The 14,916-nt window shown below is 70.4% G+C and carries 13 protein-coding genes and 1 pseudogene; 10 read left to right on the forward strand and 4 right to left on the reverse strand.

Going from position 1 to position 14,916, the window contains the following annotated elements:
• Positions 1 to 61: 61 nt before the first annotated feature.
• Together ABD716_RS12065 and ABD716_RS12070 are read left to right on the forward strand one after the other, a co-directional pair.
• Positions 62 to 826 (forward strand): response regulator transcription factor, encoded by a 765-nt coding sequence (locus ABD716_RS12065; protein ID WP_344777165.1) that lies wholly within the window; start codon positions 62 to 64, stop codon positions 824 to 826.
• Positions 823 to 2,331 (forward strand): sensor histidine kinase, encoded by a 1,509-nt coding sequence (locus tag ABD716_RS12070; RefSeq protein ID WP_344777167.1) that lies wholly within the window; start codon positions 823 to 825, stop codon positions 2,329 to 2,331. Before ABD716_RS12065 ends, ABD716_RS12070 begins: the two co-directional genes overlap by 4 nt.
• Here ABD716_RS12070 and ABD716_RS12075 read toward each other — a convergent pair.
• On the reverse strand, positions 2,309 to 3,688 hold the full coding sequence (locus ABD716_RS12075) for an MFS transporter (RefSeq protein ID WP_344777169.1): 1,380 nt from the start codon (positions 3,686 to 3,688) through the stop codon (positions 2,309 to 2,311). The two genes, ABD716_RS12070 and ABD716_RS12075, sit on opposite strands and share 23 nt — an antisense overlap.
• 49 nt (positions 3,689 to 3,737) lie before the next feature.
• On the opposite strand from ABD716_RS12075, the gene ABD716_RS12080 reads away from it, so the two are divergent.
• Both ABD716_RS12080 and ABD716_RS12085 read left to right on the forward strand, forming a co-directional pair.
• Positions 3,738 to 4,253, forward strand: a complete 516-nt coding sequence (locus ABD716_RS12080; protein WP_344777171.1) for a MarR family winged helix-turn-helix transcriptional regulator — start codon at positions 3,738 to 3,740, stop codon at positions 4,251 to 4,253.
• Positions 4,250 to 5,509 (forward strand): MFS transporter, encoded by a 1,260-nt coding sequence (locus ABD716_RS12085; RefSeq protein ID WP_344777173.1) that lies wholly within the window; start codon positions 4,250 to 4,252, stop codon positions 5,507 to 5,509. Before ABD716_RS12080 ends, ABD716_RS12085 begins: the two co-directional genes overlap by 4 nt.
• Here the strand turns inward: ABD716_RS12085 and ABD716_RS12090 are convergent.
• Positions 5,494 to 6,798, reverse strand: coding sequence for an MFS transporter (locus ABD716_RS12090; protein ID WP_344777175.1), 1,305 nt, complete (start codon positions 6,796 to 6,798; stop codon positions 5,494 to 5,496). The genes ABD716_RS12085 and ABD716_RS12090 overlap by 16 nt on opposite strands.
• Before the next feature lie 80 nt (positions 6,799 to 6,878).
• Here ABD716_RS12090 and ABD716_RS12095 point away from each other — a divergent pair, with 80 nt between their 5' ends.
• From ABD716_RS12095 to ABD716_RS12105, 3 genes are all read left to right on the forward strand, one after another.
• Entirely contained in the window at positions 6,879 to 7,457 is a 579-nt protein-coding gene (locus ABD716_RS12095) for a helix-turn-helix domain-containing protein (protein ID WP_344777177.1), read from the forward strand.
• Between the two features lie 66 nt (positions 7,458 to 7,523).
• A complete protein-coding gene (locus ABD716_RS12100) occupies positions 7,524 to 8,402 on the forward strand; it encodes a hypothetical protein (protein WP_344777179.1) in 879 nt (292 codons plus the stop codon).
• A 67-nt stretch (positions 8,403 to 8,469) separates the two neighbouring features.
• Entirely contained in the window at positions 8,470 to 9,237 is a 768-nt protein-coding gene (locus tag ABD716_RS12105; RefSeq protein ID WP_344777181.1) for a DeoR/GlpR family DNA-binding transcription regulator, read from the forward strand.
• A 277-nt stretch (positions 9,238 to 9,514) separates the two neighbouring features.
• Here the strand turns inward: ABD716_RS12105 and ABD716_RS12110 are convergent, their stop codons facing one another.
• Positions 9,515 to 11,002 (reverse strand): mannitol dehydrogenase family protein, encoded by a 1,488-nt coding sequence (locus tag ABD716_RS12110; RefSeq protein ID WP_344777183.1) that lies wholly within the window; start codon positions 11,000 to 11,002, stop codon positions 9,515 to 9,517.
• A 190-nt stretch (positions 11,003 to 11,192) separates the two neighbouring features.
• Here ABD716_RS12110 and ABD716_RS12115 point away from each other — a divergent pair, with 190 nt between their 5' ends.
• The 3 genes and pseudogenes from ABD716_RS12115 to ABD716_RS12125 all read left to right on the forward strand — a co-directional run bounded on the left by ABD716_RS12115 (position 11,193) and on the right by ABD716_RS12125 (position 14,413).
• Positions 11,193 to 12,557, forward strand: a complete 1,365-nt coding sequence (locus tag ABD716_RS12115) for an ABC transporter substrate-binding protein (protein ID WP_344777185.1) — start codon at positions 11,193 to 11,195, stop codon at positions 12,555 to 12,557.
• A 10-nt stretch (positions 12,558 to 12,567) separates the two neighbouring features.
• On the forward strand, positions 12,568 to 13,503 hold the full coding sequence (locus ABD716_RS12120) for a carbohydrate ABC transporter permease (protein WP_344777187.1): 936 nt from the start codon (positions 12,568 to 12,570) through the stop codon (positions 13,501 to 13,503).
• A gap of 74 nt (positions 13,504 to 13,577) precedes the next feature.
• Positions 13,578 to 14,413: pseudogene (locus ABD716_RS12125) on the forward strand (carbohydrate ABC transporter permease).
• 75 nt (positions 14,414 to 14,488) lie between these two features.
• Here ABD716_RS12125 and ABD716_RS12130 read toward each other — a convergent pair.
• Positions 14,489 to 14,887: a hypothetical protein gene (locus ABD716_RS12130; RefSeq protein ID WP_344777191.1), complete on the reverse strand. Its 399-nt coding sequence runs from the start codon at positions 14,885 to 14,887 to the stop codon at positions 14,489 to 14,491.
• Positions 14,888 to 14,916 lie beyond the last annotated feature (29 nt).

A 14,916-nucleotide genomic window follows, 5' to 3' on the forward strand; every position in this document is an offset into this window, starting at 1 on the left:
GAGATCATCCCAAATCGCAGGCCGTATCCGGGACTGGGCCGCGACATAGGAAACTCTCGGCATGCGCTGGCTGAATGAGCGGATGAGCCGCTCGCACCCGCTCGACCTCCCGCCCGTCCGCCGCGCAGACGGCACCCCGGCCCGCGCGCTCGTCGTCGACGACGAGGTCGCGCTGGCTGACGCGGTCGCCCTCGCGCTGCGCAGCGACGGCTGGGAGGTCGAGACGGCCTATCGCGGCCGCGAGGTTCCGCTCACGGTGCGCGACTGGCGGCCCGACGTCGTCGTGCTCGACATCATGCTGCCCGACCTCGACGGGCTCGCCGTGCTCGACCGCATCCGCGCCATCAGCGACGAGGTGCGCGTGCTGTTCCTCACCGCGAAGGACGGCCAGCAGGACAGGATCACGGGCCTGCGCGCCGGCGGCGACGACTACGTCACGAAGCCCTTCGACATCGCCGAGCTGCTCGCCAGGGCGCGGGCGCTCGTTCGGCTGGCGCCGTCGATGACGGATGCCGCGCCCCGCGCCAGCCTGACGGCGGGCGAGATCATGCTCGACGAGACCGAGCGCGCGGCGAGCTTCCGCGGCCGCCGACTCGAGCTCACGGCGACCGAGTTCGAGGTGCTGTGGTGCTTCGCGCGCAATGCGGGGCGCGTCCTGCGCCGCGAGCAGCTGCTCACCACCGTCTGGGGCTACGACTTCGGCGCGGAGTCGAACCTCGTCGAGATGTACGTCTCGACACTGCGGCGCAAGCTGCCCGACGACTGCGGGGCGAGCATCCAGACGGTGCGCGGAGTGGGCTACATCCTCAAGACGGACGGCGCGTGAGAGTCCTGCTGCACAGCCTGCGGTGGCGCATCGTGCTGATCGCCGCCGCTCTCGTCGCCGCCGCGTGCCTCATCATCGGCGGCATCACACTCCTCGCGCTGCGCGGCTACCTCGTGGGGCAACTCGACGACCGCCTCGCGTCGTCGGCCCAGCGGGTGGACCGCATCGGCGGCAAGCTCGACCGGCTGCAGCCGGGATCGGGCACGGGCGACGCCGGGCCGCGCGAGCCGCAGCCGTCGTCGGGCGACTTCGTGGGCGAGTTCGTGGGCGTGCCCGGGCAGGCTCCGCAGACGATCGTGGCCGTCTTCGACGATGACGAGATCGTCGTGAACGGCTTCGTCGACGCGGCGGGCAAGCGGCACCAGCTCGATGAGTCGGCGCAGCACGCGCTCGCGGGATTCCGCACGAGCACGCCGCCGACCACCGTCGACCTGGGCGGTGAGCTCGGCCGGTACCGGGTGGCGAGCAGCAGCCTGCCCGGCGGGGCGATGATCGTCACGGGCGTGCCGCTGGCGCCGGTCGACTCGACGGTGTGGCAGGTCACCTGGGTGATCCTCGCCGTCGCGATCCTCGCGACGCTGGCCGGCGCCGGGGTCGCGGCCGTCGTCATCGGCCGCTCGCTGCGGCCCCTGGGGCGGGTCGCGGCGACCGCCGCGTCGGTTACCGGGGTCCGGCTCGACCGCGGCGATGTGCGGCTCTCGGCCCGCGTCGCCGAGGCCGACCTCGCCTCGACGGAAGAGGTCGGCCAGGTCGGCGCGGCCCTCAACGCGCTGCTGGCTCACGTCGACGAGGCCCTCTCGGTGCGGCATACGAGCGAAGAGACCATGCGCCGGTTCGTCGCCGACGCGAGCCACGAGCTGCGCACGCCGCTTGCCACCGTGCGCGCCTACGCGCAGCTCTCGTCGCGGCAGCACCCCGAGCTGCCCGAAGACCTCGAGCGCAACATCGCCCGCATCGACCGCGAGTCGGTGCGGATGGGCGAGCTCGTCGACCAGCTGCTGCTGCTCGCGCGACTCGACGCCGACGGCCGGGCGGGGCGCCCCGCGGTGCAGCGCACCGAGGTGAACCTCTCGTTCCTCGTCGCCGAGGCCGCCGGGGATGCGCGGCTTGCGGCATCCGATCACACCTGGTCGCTCGACCTCGATCCGGAACCCGTGCTCGTGAACGGCGACGAGAGCCAGCTGCGCCGCCTCGTCGCCAATCTGCTCGCCAACGCGGCGACGCACACGCCTTCCGGCACGCACGTCACGGTAAGCCTTCATGCCGCAAACGGCATGAACGTGCTCAGGGTGCAGGATGACGGGCCGGGCGTGCCTGCGGAGCTGCAGCCCACCGTGTTCGACCGCTTCGCGCGCGGGGATTCCGCGCGGAACCACGACGGCGGGTCGACGGGCCTCGGACTCGCGATCGTCCGTGCCATCGCAGAGGCGCACGGCGGCCGGGTGACGCTCGAGAGCGCCCCCGGCCGCACGGTCTTCCAGGTCACACTGCCCCAGGAGCCCTGACCTTGCGGCGGCGGGCGTCGGCCCGGCGCTGCATCTCGTCGGGGTCGTCGAGCCAGTTGGCCCCCGTGTTGCGCAGGAAGAAGACGTAGACGACGAGCGAGACCAGGATCACGACGGTCGCATAGACGATGAACGCCGACACGCTGTTGCGGGCGGCGGCCGCCTGGTAGAGCAGGGGCGCCGTGCCGCCGAAGAGCGAGTTCGCCACGGCGTAGGCGATGCCGAGCCCCAGCGCGCGGATGTGCATCGGGAAGCTCTGCGCCTTCACGACGGCGTTGATCGACGTGTACCCGGTGAGGATCACGAAGCCCACGACGAGGATGCCGAAGGCCGCGCCCGCGCTGGTCTGCTTCGGCAGCTGCGTGACGAGGAACCACGTGTAGAGCGCGCCGCCGACGCCGAAGAAGACGAGCAGCGACTTGCGACCGACGATGTCGGAGAGCCAGCCGCCGATGGGCTGCAGCACCATGAGGATCGCGAGCGAGCCGAGGTTGATCCAGCCGGCGGCAACGGGCGACGAGCCCGCGAACGCCTTCTGGATCTGCGCCGGGGCATTCACCGAGTAGACGTAGAACGCGAGCGTTCCGCCGGCGGTGATGAGGAAGACCAGCAGCGCCTCGCGCCACCATCGCCCGAACAGCTCCACAAGCGAGCCGTGCGTGCGCGCGGCCTCGCCCTCGCCCGAGCGCACGGCGGCGATCGTCTCGGTGTGCAGCGTCTCGTCCATGGTGCGGCGGATCCAGAGCACGACGAGCGCCGCGACGCCGCCGATGCCGAACGCGACGCGCCACCCCCACGCTGAGATCGCGTCGGGGCTCATCGTGAGCAGCATGATCAGCAGCACGAGCTGCGCGACGACCTGGCCGCCGACGAGCGTGACGTACTGGAAGGACGAGAGGAACCCGCGGCGGCCCGGAACCGCCGCCTCCGACATGTAGGTCGCGCTCGTGCCGTATTCGCCGCCGGTGGCGAAGCCCTGCACGAGCCGGGCGAGCAGCAGCACTGCCACCGCGCCGGCGCCGAACACGACGCGCGTCGGGATGATCGCGACGACGAATGAGCACGCCGCCATCAGCGAGACCGAGAACGTCAGGGCGGCCCTGCGGCCGTAGCGATCGGCGAAGCGCCCGAAGAACCACGAGCCGATCGGGCGCATCACGAAGGTGACCGCGAAGATCGCCCAGACGTAGATGGTCGAGTTCTTGTCGCGGGTGTCGAAGAACTGCGACTCGAAGTAGGCGGCAAAGGTCGAATAGACGTAGACGTCGTACCACTCGACCAGGTTTCCCGCGGACCCCTTCAGGGTGTTCGAGACCGAGCGGCCGAGGCTCGTCGTCAGCTCCGTTGCTAAAGACATGTGGGCCAGGCTAGCGCGGCCTTTGTACAAGCGCTTATATATTAGCGCTGTGACATCTTCCGCTTCAGAGGCCCCCAGGCCCCGCGTCGACGAGCTGCCCAGTCTGTGGCGGCGCGTGTTCCAGGTGTTCGCGCGCATCAACGAGGGCATCTCGGAGCTCTACGAGAGCGTGGGGGTGACGGGGGTCCGCCCGCGGTATTCGATGGCGCTGATGTTCCTCGAAGACGGGCCGATGTCGATTCGGCAGGTCGCCTTCGACTGCGGCGTCTCGCACTCGGCGATGAGCCAGACGATCTCCGCCATGAGGAAGGCCGGCCTCGTGGAATCCGTCACCTCGCGCGAGGACGCGCGCCGGCGTGTCATCACCCTCACCGACAAGGGCCGAGAGTTCGTGCCCCTGCTGCGCGCCGAGTGGGCCGCGACCGAGGCGGTGCACGCGCAGCTCGAGGCCGAGACCTCGTACAGCCTCTCGAAGCTGGCCGAGGAGCTGCACGCCGCACTCGACCGTAAGCCCTTCATCGAGCGCGCGCTCGAGGTCATCGAGCTTCCCGACGGGCGCCGATGACGCTCTCGGGCGTTCTCATCGACGTGCGCCCGCTGCGCGAGAGCGCCGCGCTCCGGCGCCTCTGGGCCGGCAACGCCGTCTCGGGCTTCGGCGGCACGATGGCGTCGTTCACGGTCAGCTGGGTCGTCTGGGACCGCACCCACAGCGCCGTCGCGCTCGGCGCCATCGGAGTCGCGCAGCTCGTGCCGATGATCGTGTTCACCCTGCTCGGCGGGCACTGGGCCGATCGCTACGAGCGCCGTCGCCTGATCATCGGGGTGCGCTGGGCGCAGCTCGCCGCCTCGGCGGCCCTTGCCGCGGTCGTCATCACCACCACCCGCGAGGTCGCCTGGCTCTACCCGCTGATCGCGGTGCAGACCGCCCTCGGGTCGATCAACCAGCCGGCGACACAGAGCTTCATCGCGACGCTTCTCGGCCCGCAGCTGCGCGGCGCCGCCTTCGCGCTCAACCAGTCGACGGGGCAGGTCAGCATGCTCATCGGCCCGCTGCTCGGCGGCGTCGTGCTCGCCCTCTGGGGTCCCGGCTGGGCGCTGGGCTTCGACGCCGCGAGCTTCCTGGCGGCGCTCTACGGCGTGCTCGGGCTGCCGAGGACCGGGCGGCCGGGCAGCGAAGCAGAAGGGGCCGGGGATGCCGCGGCCGCGGCGCCGCCCTCGGCGATCGCCCAGATCGCCGCAGGAATCCGCTTCGTCACGCGCACGCCGATCGTCGCCGCGCTGCTGCTCGCCGACCTCAACGCGACCGTGCTCGCGATGCCGGTCGCGCTCTTCCCGGTGCTCAACTCCGAGCGCTTCGGCGGTAGCCCCGCAACGCTCGGCCTGCTCACGCCGGCGCTCGGTCTGGGTGGCGTGCTCGCCGGGTTCCTCTCGGGGCGCATCACGCGGGCGAAGCGCCAGGGGCTCGTCATGGTCGTCGCGAGCGCCGTGTGGGGCGCTGCGATCGCCGGCGCGGGGCTCGTGCCGAACCTGGCCGCCGTGCTGGTGCTGCTCGCCGTCACGGGCGCGGCGGATGTGGCATCCGTCGTCAGTCGCGCGACCATCATCCAAGCGGTGACGCCCGACGCCTACCGCGGCCGTGTCAACTCCCTCGACTACCTCGTGGGGGCCGGCGGCCCGAAGCTCGGCGACCTGCGGGCCGGCCTCGTCGCCGATGTCTCGAGCGGGTGGTTCAGCATGGCGATCGGCGGGGCGGTCTCTGCCGTGCTGGCCGTGGTGATCGCGGCATCCGTGCCGTCGCTGCGTCGTTATCGCACGGGCTGAGCGGATGCCTCTGGCCGCGGCCACTCGATCGCGTCGGCGCCCCAGGTGTCGGGCGTGCCGATGCCGCGCACGTCCCGGACGAAGGTGATGCCGATGACACCGGCGGCGAGCGCGGCGGCGAAGATCCACAGCGCCGGGACGATGCCGGCGTGCGCGAGCAGCAGGCTCGCGACGACCGGGGCGAGGGGCGCGACCGCCAGGTAGCCGAGCGAGCTCACCGAGCTCACCCGCCCCTGCAGGGCGTCGGGCACGATCGCGGCGACGTAGCCGCCGATCCCGGCGTTGACGGCGGGGATCAGCAGCACACCGACTCCGACGAGCACGACGTAGCCGGCATAGCTGTGCACCACGGCCATGCCGATGAACGACGCCGCCACGAGCCCGAGGCCGGCGACCGAGAGCCACCCCGCCGGGAAGCGCTTCAACAGCAGCGGGGCGAGCACGGAGCCGAGCAGCATGACCGCCCCCGCCACGGCGTCGATCAGTCCGATCAGCAGCGGGGCGGTGTGCGTGCGCACGAGCTGCAGGTTGATGGCGACCATGGCGCCCGAGATCGTCAGGTTGATCAGCATGACGAGCCAGAGCGAGGCGCGCAGCACGGGCAGTGAGGCGTAGAAGCGGATGCCCTCCCTGAGCTGTGCGACGGGGTGGGTGGCCCGCGCTGCGGCGAGATCGCCGTTGAGCGGGGCGCGCACGAGCCAGGTGCAGACGACCACGGCGGCGTGGCCAAGCGCGCCCGCCGCGAACGGCACCGCGTGCGCGGCCGCATAGAGCACCCCGCCGACCGGCCCCGACACGAGCGAGGCCACCGCGCTGCGGCCCTGCATCGCCGCCATCGCTGCAGACATCTGGCCGGGGGCCACGACCGCGCGGATCGCCCCGGTCTCGGCCGCACCGAAGACCGCCGTGACGACCGAGACTCCGAACAGCACGGCGGCGAGCTGCCAGCCGGTGAGCCAGCCGCCGATGCCGGCTACGGCAGCGAAGGCCCAGAGCACGAGGCCGCCGACCGCGGCGCCGACGAGCAGGCGGCGGCGATCGACCCGGTCGGCGACGACGCCGGCGGGCAGCGCCGCGAGCAGGCTGCCGAGCTCGCCGATTGCCGCGATGACGCCCGAGAGCACCACCGAGTGGGTGAGCCCGAAGGCGACCAGCGGCACCGCGAACACCCCGATGCCCTCGCCGACGATCTGCGTCGTCTTGCCCGACATGAGCAGCAGGTAGGGCCGGTTGCGGCGCAGCGGGGTGACGGATGCCTGGGCAGCGGGCGCTTCGCTCGGAGTGGTCATGACCCTGACACTAGATGCGCACCGAAAGTTGCGCAAGTGTCATTGCGCAATTCCTTCTGCGCATCGCTTAGGGTGGAACCATGGCGCAGTCGGCGGACGAGGACTGGGGCGCCGCCCCGGTACAGGTCACGGACGCCGCCGTGCTGCGCGCTTTCGCCCACCCGCTCAGGCAGCGCATCGTGCGCGAACTGGCCGTGAGGAAGCACGCGCGCGCGGCCGATCTCGCCGGGTGGCTGGACGAGCCCGCGAACGCCCTCAGCTTCCACCTGCGCACGCTCGCGAAGGCGGGGGTCATCCGCGAGGTGCCCGAGAAGGCGCGCGACAAGCGCGACCGCGTCTGGGCGCTCGTGAGCCGCGGCGGGTTCTCGTTCGAGCGCCCCGGCGACGATCCAGCGGTCGCCGCGTATGTCACCCGCGGGGTCGAGTGGATCCGCCGGCTGGCGATGGGCGAGCTCGACGATGAGCGCGCTGTCACGTCGATGCACTTCGGCGGAGCACTGCTGACCAAGGACGAGGCGGAGCAGATGGCGGCCGAACTCGACGAGGTCCTGACCAAGTGGCGCAAGCTGGGGGCCGAGAATGCGGAGAAGGACCCCGACGACCCGCGGCGCGTCTCGCACGACGTGGCCTTCGGCATCGGACCGTCGCCCCGCCGCTGAGCCGACCGCGCCCGAGATTCACACCGGGGCAACTCGCGGTTCACCTTCACTCGGTTGACTGACGCCGTGTTGGCCTGGGTGGAGTCGCCGTTCCAGCTGCTGAGCGCCGCCGAGTGGGCGCACGCCGCGGGCCGGCGCATCTCGGTCGCCATGCGTCTCTCGGGTCCCCAGATGGAGACCACCGCCGCCGAACTGCTGCGCCGCGGCGCCCCGTTCAGCGAGATCACGCCGTGGGTCGGCATTCCATGGGGCCTACTCGCCGGCGACCGCGACTGGGCCATCGGCGACGGGTTCAGCGGCCAGTTCCGCCTGGCGGCGAGCGTGTTGCGGCCGCGCCGGGTGGCACTGCTCGACGACGGCGCGAACACCGTCGCCCTGGCCGACGCCCTGCTCGACCGCACGCCGTTCCGCCGCCCCCGCCGCCACGAGGGCGGCGTGAGCCGCCTGCTCGGCGAGCTCGCGAAGCACCGCCTGCACGCCCTCGCCGACCGGGAGTCGGTCGAGCTCTTCACCGTCTTCCCGCTCGGCGCTCAGCGCATCGACGCGCTCGCCGCGCGCGGCATGTCGGCCAGGCGGCACGACTTCGCGTGGACCCGCAGCGCCGCCGACCCGCTCGAACTGCCCGGCGACCGCGTTCTGCTCGGCAGCTCGCTTCCGGCCGACGGCCGCGTGCCCGTTCCCGACTACCTCGCCTGGGTCTCGCGCCAGGCGCGCGACGAGCCCGTCGTCTATCTGCCGCACCGCCGCGAGCGCCGCGAGGTCCTCGATGAGGTGAAGCGGATGCCGGGGGTCACGGTGCTCGAGACCGGGTTGCCCGTCGAGCTGGTGCTCGCCGGCATCCGCCGCCCCATCGAACTCGTGTCGCTGCAGACGAGCGCCGCGACGACGCTCGAACTGCTGCTCGGCGGCACCGGCAGCGTCATTCGGCAGAGCGTGCTCACCTAGCCGACCCGCTGCCCGTTTGCGTGGATTCAGGCCCGAAGCCCTCGAAACCGGGCGATAGGATGCCCGCATGTCGCTCTTCTCGATCGAACGGCGCAAGGTCATCGTCGACCACGCGCGCGAGACCGGGCGTGCCGACGTCACCGAGCTGTCGAAGCTGCTGAAGGTCTCGGCCGAGACGGTGCGCCGTGACCTCACGACCCTCGAGAAGTCGGGGCTGCTGCGGCGCGTGCACGGCGGGGCGGTGCCGGTCGAGCGGCTCGGCTTCGAATCCGATCTCGCCACGCGCTCGACGCGCATGATCGAAGAGAAGAGCCGCGTCGCCGAGGCGACCGTCAAACACCTCGAGAACGCCGAGGCGATCTACATCGACGAGGGAGCAATCTTCCAGCTGCTCGCCGACCGGCTGTTCCCCGAGAGCCCGACGACGGTCGTGACGAACTCCCTCGCGATCGCGGTGTCGCTCGCGGGGCGCCCGAACATCGAGGTGATCTCGCTCGGGGGCCGCGTGCGCGCGAAGACCCTCGGCGCCGTCGACTTCTGGGCGGTCGAGATGCTCGAGTCGATGGTGCTCGACCTCGCGATCATCGGCGCCAACGGCATCTCGGTGCAGCGCGGCGCGACGGTGCCCGACGCGGCCATCGCCGAGGTGAAGTCGGCCGCCATGAAGCAGTCGCGGCGCAGCATCCTGATCGCCGATCACTCGAAGGTCGGGGCCGACTCGTTCGTGCGCTTCGCCAGCCTCGCCGACTTCGAGATGTTCATCACCGACGACGGGGTGAGCCCCGAGCACGCCGACGAGCTGCGCGCCTCGGGCCTCGAGCTGCTGCTCGCCTGAGCGCGCGCCGCCCGGCGCCGAACCACCCCGAACCGCGCCACCCCGAACCGCGCCGCCCCAGCCTCCCGGCGCGCCGTTGCGCTGCTCGGATCCGCTTCGCGCTGCTCGGATCCGGACAGCGCGGAGAGGATCAGAGCAGCGCGAGCGGGGTGCGCCACCAGCTTCCGGGGTGCGCTACTCGGATCCGAGTAGCGCGTGGCGGAAGCTCGTGGCGCAACGCGCGGGACGTTGCGCGGGGGGAGGGGGACGTTGCGCGGGGGAGGGGGCGCGGCGCGGGTCAGCTCGCGGCGGGCTCGCCGACCAGGGCGGCGAGGGCGGCACGGGCGCCCCGCGCGTGCAGCACGTCGAGGGTGCGCAGATACGGCTCGGTGAAGGCCGGCTCGTTGGCGAGCGTGCCGAACAGCGTCTCATCGCGCAGGAACGCGAGGGGGTCGGAGGACTGGGCGAGCGCCGCGGCGTGCCGCGCGTCCGCCAGCCGGTCGACGATGGTGATCGGATTCCCCGACTCGTCGACCCCTTCCGCATAGCGCGCCCAGCTCGCGACGATCGCGGCGGACGCGTCGACCTCGCCGCCGGCCGCGACGCGCTCCGCGATGACCGGCACAAGCCACTTCGGAATGCGGTCGGAGGACTCGGCGGCGAGGCGCGCGAGCGTGTCGCGCACGTGCTCGTTCCCGAACCGCTCGATGAGCTCGGCGGTGTAGGCGTCGAGGTCGACTCCCGGCACGGGCTTGAGCGTGAGCCGCGCCTCGCGCTCCCAGTAGCGGCGCAGCAGCCCGACGAACAGCGGGTCGCGCGCCGCCTCGTGCGCGAAGGTGTAGCCGGCGAGGACGCCGAAGTAGGCGAGCCCCTGGTGGCCGACGTTGAGCAGCCGCAGCTTCATCAGCTCGTACGGCTCGACATCGTCGACGACCTGCACCCCGACCGTCTCATAGGCCGGGCGACCGAGCCCGAACGAGTCCTCGAGGACCCACTGCTCGAATGGCTCCGCGACCACCGGCCAGGCATCCTCGATGCCCCATTCGCGTGCGATCAGCGCGCGGTCGTCGTCGGTCGTGACGGGCGTGATGCGGTCGACCATCGAGTTCGGGAAGTGGACGGATGCCTCGATCCAGTCGGCGAGCTCGGGGTCCCTCAGCCGCGCGAAGGCCGTGAACACCTTCCGCGCCAGCTCGCCGTTGCCCGGGATGTTGTCGCACGACATGACCGTGAACGGCGCGATGCCGCGCTCGCGGCGCAGCGCGAGACCGGCGACGACGAGCCCGAAGACGGTGCGCGGTGCGGCGCCCGGCTCGAGGTCAGCCTGCACCTCAGGGTTGCCGGCGTCGAACTCGCGCGTGATCTGGTCGAAGTTGTAGCCGCCCTCGGTGATGGTGAGCGACACGATGCGGATGCCGGGGTCGGCGAGCTTCTCGACGACGGCCTGGGGGTCGTCTGGCACGAGCAGATAGTCGACGATCGAGCCGATCACCCGGGGCTCGAGGGTGCCGTCGGGGTGCTTGAGCACGAGCGTGTAGAGGTGGTCCTGCTCTTCGAGGGCCTGCTTCATGCGGCGGTCGACCTCGAGCACGCCGACGCCGCAGATGCCCCACTCGGTCGAGCCGCCGGCGTTCAGCAGCCGGTCGACGTACATCGCCTGGTGCGCGCGGTGGAACCCGCCGACGCCGAAGTGGACGATGCCCGCGGTGAGCTGCGAGCGGTCGTAGCTCGGAACGGCCACTGCCGCGGGCAGCTCGGGCAGCGTGGCCTCGGAAAGACGGACCATCAGTAACCTCTCTCGTCTTCGTCGACGATGCCCGATCTGGCATCCGCACAACACATAGTTGACCGGCTTTGCCCGACTTCGCAAGTTTTCTGTGGTTCGATGCCCGTTTTTGCTTGCAAGGTGTGGAACTTCGTGAATATGGTGTGCATGCCCGCGACGGAGCAGGCAAGAAAGGACAACGGTGCCCACGATGACGAGGAGTCACCTGGCCAAAGCGCTCACGGGTGTCGCCGTGGCCGCGACGGCCGCACTCGCGCTGGCCGGCTGCAGCGGCGCTGGCGCCGGCAGCGCAGGCAGCAAGTCGGGCGGAACGCTCAACGTGCTGATGGTGAACAACCCGCAGATGATCGATCTGCAGAAGCTCACCGCCGACAACTTCACCAAAGAGACCGGCATCAAGGTCAACTACACGGTGCTGCCCGAGGACTCGCTGCGCGCCAAGGCGAGCCAGGAGTTCTCTTCGCAGGCCGGGCAGTACGACGTGGCGACGATCAGCAACTACGAGGTGCCGTTCTATTCGAAGAACGGCTGGCTGCTCTCCCTCGACGATAACGTCGCGAAGAGCGCGGACTTCCAGCAGTCCGACATCCTGAAGCCGATCCAGGACGCGCTGACCGGCTCGGACGGCAAGATCTACGCCGAGCCGTTCTACGGCGAGTCGTCGATGCTCTACTACCGCACCGACGTCTTCAAGCAGCTCGGCCTGACCATGCCCGCGAACCCCACCTGGGATCAGGTCGCGCAGTTCGCCGACAAGATCAAGTCCAGCGAGTCGGGCATGGCGGGCATCTGCCTGCGCGGCCAGCCCGGCTGGGGCCAGATGGTCGCACCGCTCACCACCGTGGTGAACACGATGGGCGGCACCTGGTTCGACGACGACTGGAACGCCCAGGTCACGGGAGAGGGCTTCACGAAGGCGCTCAACTTCTATGTCGACCTCGTCAAGAAGGACGGCGAGAACGGCGCGCCGCAGGCCGGCTACACCGAGTGCCTCAACGACATGACTCAGGGCAAGGCGGCCATGTGGTACGACGCGACGGCCGCGGCCGGCTCGCTCGAGGCATCCGATTCCCCGGTCGCCGGCAAGATCGGCTACGCGCCCGCCCCCGTCGACAAGACGCAGAGCTCGGGGTGGCTGTACAGCTGGGCATGGGGCATCGAGAAGGCCAGCAAGAACCAGGCCAACGCCGAGAAGTTCATCGAGTGGGCCTCCGGCCCGAAGTACGCCGAGCTCGTCGCCAAGAAGTTCGGCTGGGCCGAGGTCCCGCCAGGAACGCGCACCTCGCTCTACGAGAACCCCGACTACCAGAAGGGCGCCGCCGCGTTCTACAAGCAGGTGCAGTCGGCCATCGACAGCGCGAAGCCGAACGACCCGGGCACGCAGAAGCGCCCAGCGCCCGGCATCCAGTTCGTCGCGATCCCCGAGTTCGCGAACCTGGGCACGGATGCCTCGCAGCAGTTCAGCGACGCGATCGCCGGGAAGACCTCGGTCGACGCGGCCCTCAAGTCGGTGCAGGCCGAAGCGCAAAAAGTCGGCGACAAGTACAAGAAGTAGCAGCTGAACAATGTCGACTGCGGTCACGCTGAATGCGTCGCACCAGACACTGAGCAGGGCGTCCGCCTGGGCCAGGCGGGCGCCCCTGCTGCCGGCGCTGATCTTCATGATCATCGTCACGCAGCTGCCCTTCGTCGCGACGCTCGTCATCTCGTTCGTGCGCTGGAACGCGCTCTACCCGAACGACATCGGCTTCGGCTGGTTCACCAACTACGCGGCGGTGTTCACCGACGCGGCCATGCTGAAGTCGGTCATCACGACGGTCGTCCTGACGGTCGCCGTGGTGCTCGTGAGCCTGATCCTGGGCCTCATCATCGCGATTCTGCTCGACCGGGCGTTCTGGGGTCGCGGCTTCGTGCGCACGATCATGATCGCGCCGTTCCTGATCGTGCCGGTCGCCGCCGCCCTCGTGTGGAAGCACGCGATCTTCAACCCGTCGTACGGCCTGCTGAACGGCACGCTGACCTGGATCTGGGGGGCCTTCGGCCACGCGTCGAGCGCGCCCCAGCCCGACTGGGTGAGCTCGCAGCCCCTCGGCGCGATCATCGCGGCGCTCGTGTGGCAGTGGACGCCGTTCATGATGCTCATCCTGCTCGCGGGGCTGCAGGGGCGGCCGCTCGACGTCATCGAGGCCGCGCGCATCGACGGCGCCGACGAGTGGCAGATCTTCCGCCACATGACGCTGCCGCACCTGCGCCAGTACCTCGAGCTCGCGGCGCTGCTCGGCTGCATCTACCTGGTGCAGAACTTCGACGCCGTGTTCACCATCACGAGCGGCGGGCTCGGCACGGCCAACCTGCCCTACACGATCTATCAGACCTTCTTCGAGGCGCACGACTACGGGCAGGCATCCGCCGCCGGCGTCGTCGTCGTGATCGGCTCGATGATCGTGGCGACGTTCGTGCTGCGCACGGTGTCCTCGCTGCTGCGGGAGGAGAAGCGATGACGACGATCACCAGCGAGCAGGCGGATGCCACGGGCATCCGCCGCCCCCCGGAATCCCCGGGGCGCACGGTCTCGATGCGCACGCGCGAGCGGCGGCGCACGGTCTCACTCGGCATCATCGCCTGGGTGATCGGGCTGATCTTCTTCGGCCCGATCGTCTGGGGATGGTGCTCACTTCGCTGCACTCCGAGACCACCGCGGCAACGAACCCGCCGAGCCTCTTCGCACCGCTCACCCTCTCGTCGTACGCGAACTTCTTCGGCGCGGCGTCGGGCGCGAGCCCGTGGCCGCCGCTGATCAACTCGGCGATGATGAGCATCGGCTCGACGGCGATCGTGCTGGTCCTGTCGATTCCGGCGGCCTACGCGCTGGCGATCCGGCCCGTGCGCAAGTGGTCCGACGTGATGTTCTTCTTCCTCACGACGAAGATGCTGCCGATGGTGGCGGGGCTGCTGCCCGTCTACCTGATCGCGAAGGCGCTCGGCATCCTCGATACGCCGGCGCTGATGATCGTGATCTACACCTCGATGAACCTGCCCATCGCCGTGTGGATGATGCGGTCGTTCTTCGCCGAGATCCCGCTCGAGGTGATCGAGGCGGCGCAGGTCGACGGCGCGGGGCTGCTGCTGACGTTCCGGCGCATCATCGTGCCGCTGTCGTCGCCCGGCATCATCGCCACGGCGCTGATCTGCTTCATCTTCAGCTGGAACGAGCTGCTGTTCGCGAGCGTGCTGACGAGCACGACGTCGTACACGGCGCCCGTTTTCCTGACGTCGTTCGTCACCTCTGAGGGGCTGTTCCTCTCGAAGGTGTGCGCCGCGTCCCTCGCGATCTCGCTGCCGGTGCTGGTCGCGGGCTTCGCCGCGCAGGACAAGCTCGTGCAGGGTCTCTCGCTCGGCGCGATCAAGTAGGGCCGCGAGGGGTCCGGGTGAGGGGCGGATGCCTGAGGCATCCGCCCCTCGTCGTGCGTGCGCCTCGCGCGCCGCTCAGCTCAGCACGGGCCCGTCGAGGGTGCCCGGCACGTGCTCGTGTGCCGCGGGGACCTCGTGCGCGTGCACGTCGATCTCGTAGCTCGCGCCCGTGTCGGGGCAGATCCGGTAGGTGTGGCCCGTCGCCTCGTCGACGTGGACCTCGTGCCTGCTCACGGCGTGGTGGCAGACGGGGCACAGCTCGTCGACGACGCCCGGGTTCGGGTCGTCGCGCTCGTCGAGCTCGTACGGGCCGAGCGTCGACGGGCCGAGGATGGGGACGAGCTTGTCGTCGATCCAGGTGGTCGCCTTGGCGACGCCGTTCGCGATGGGGTTGTCGTGCGGGGTGTCGGCTTCGGTGTCTGTCGTGGGCGCCTTGTTCACGGCATCCTCGTTGTTCTCTTTCGCCGTATCCATGCGGGACATGGTAGGAGCGACGGGGTCTG

The organism is Gryllotalpicola kribbensis, from assembly GCF_039538245.1.
In the GTDB taxonomy this organism is placed as follows: domain Bacteria; phylum Actinomycetota; class Actinomycetes; order Actinomycetales; family Microbacteriaceae; genus Gryllotalpicola; species Gryllotalpicola kribbensis.

Excerpts from the sequence above, each read along its gene's own strand:
- ABD716_RS12065 (WP_344777165.1), top strand. The coding sequence starts at position 62 with ATGCGCTGGCTGAATGAGCGGATGAGCCGCTCGCACCCGCTCGACCTC.
- ABD716_RS12075 (WP_344777169.1), bottom strand. The coding sequence starts at position 3,688 with ATGTCTTTAGCAACGGAGCTGACGACGAGCCTCGGCCGCTCGGTCTCG.
- ABD716_RS12085 (WP_344777173.1), top strand. The coding sequence starts at position 4,250 with ATGACGCTCTCGGGCGTTCTCATCGACGTGCGCCCGCTGCGCGAGAGC.
- ABD716_RS12090 (WP_344777175.1), bottom strand. The coding sequence starts at position 6,798 with ATGACCACTCCGAGCGAAGCGCCCGCTGCCCAGGCATCCGTCACCCCG.
- ABD716_RS12095 (WP_344777177.1), top strand. The coding sequence starts at position 6,879 with ATGGCGCAGTCGGCGGACGAGGACTGGGGCGCCGCCCCGGTACAGGTC.
- ABD716_RS12105 (WP_344777181.1), top strand. The coding sequence starts at position 8,470 with ATGTCGCTCTTCTCGATCGAACGGCGCAAGGTCATCGTCGACCACGCG.
- ABD716_RS12110 (WP_344777183.1), bottom strand. The coding sequence starts at position 11,002 with ATGGTCCGTCTTTCCGAGGCCACGCTGCCCGAGCTGCCCGCGGCAGTG.
- ABD716_RS12115 (WP_344777185.1), top strand. The coding sequence starts at position 11,193 with ATGACGAGGAGTCACCTGGCCAAAGCGCTCACGGGTGTCGCCGTGGCC.
- ABD716_RS12120 (WP_344777187.1), top strand. The coding sequence starts at position 12,568 with ATGTCGACTGCGGTCACGCTGAATGCGTCGCACCAGACACTGAGCAGG.
- ABD716_RS12130 (WP_344777191.1), bottom strand. The coding sequence starts at position 14,887 with ATGGATACGGCGAAAGAGAACAACGAGGATGCCGTGAACAAGGCGCCC.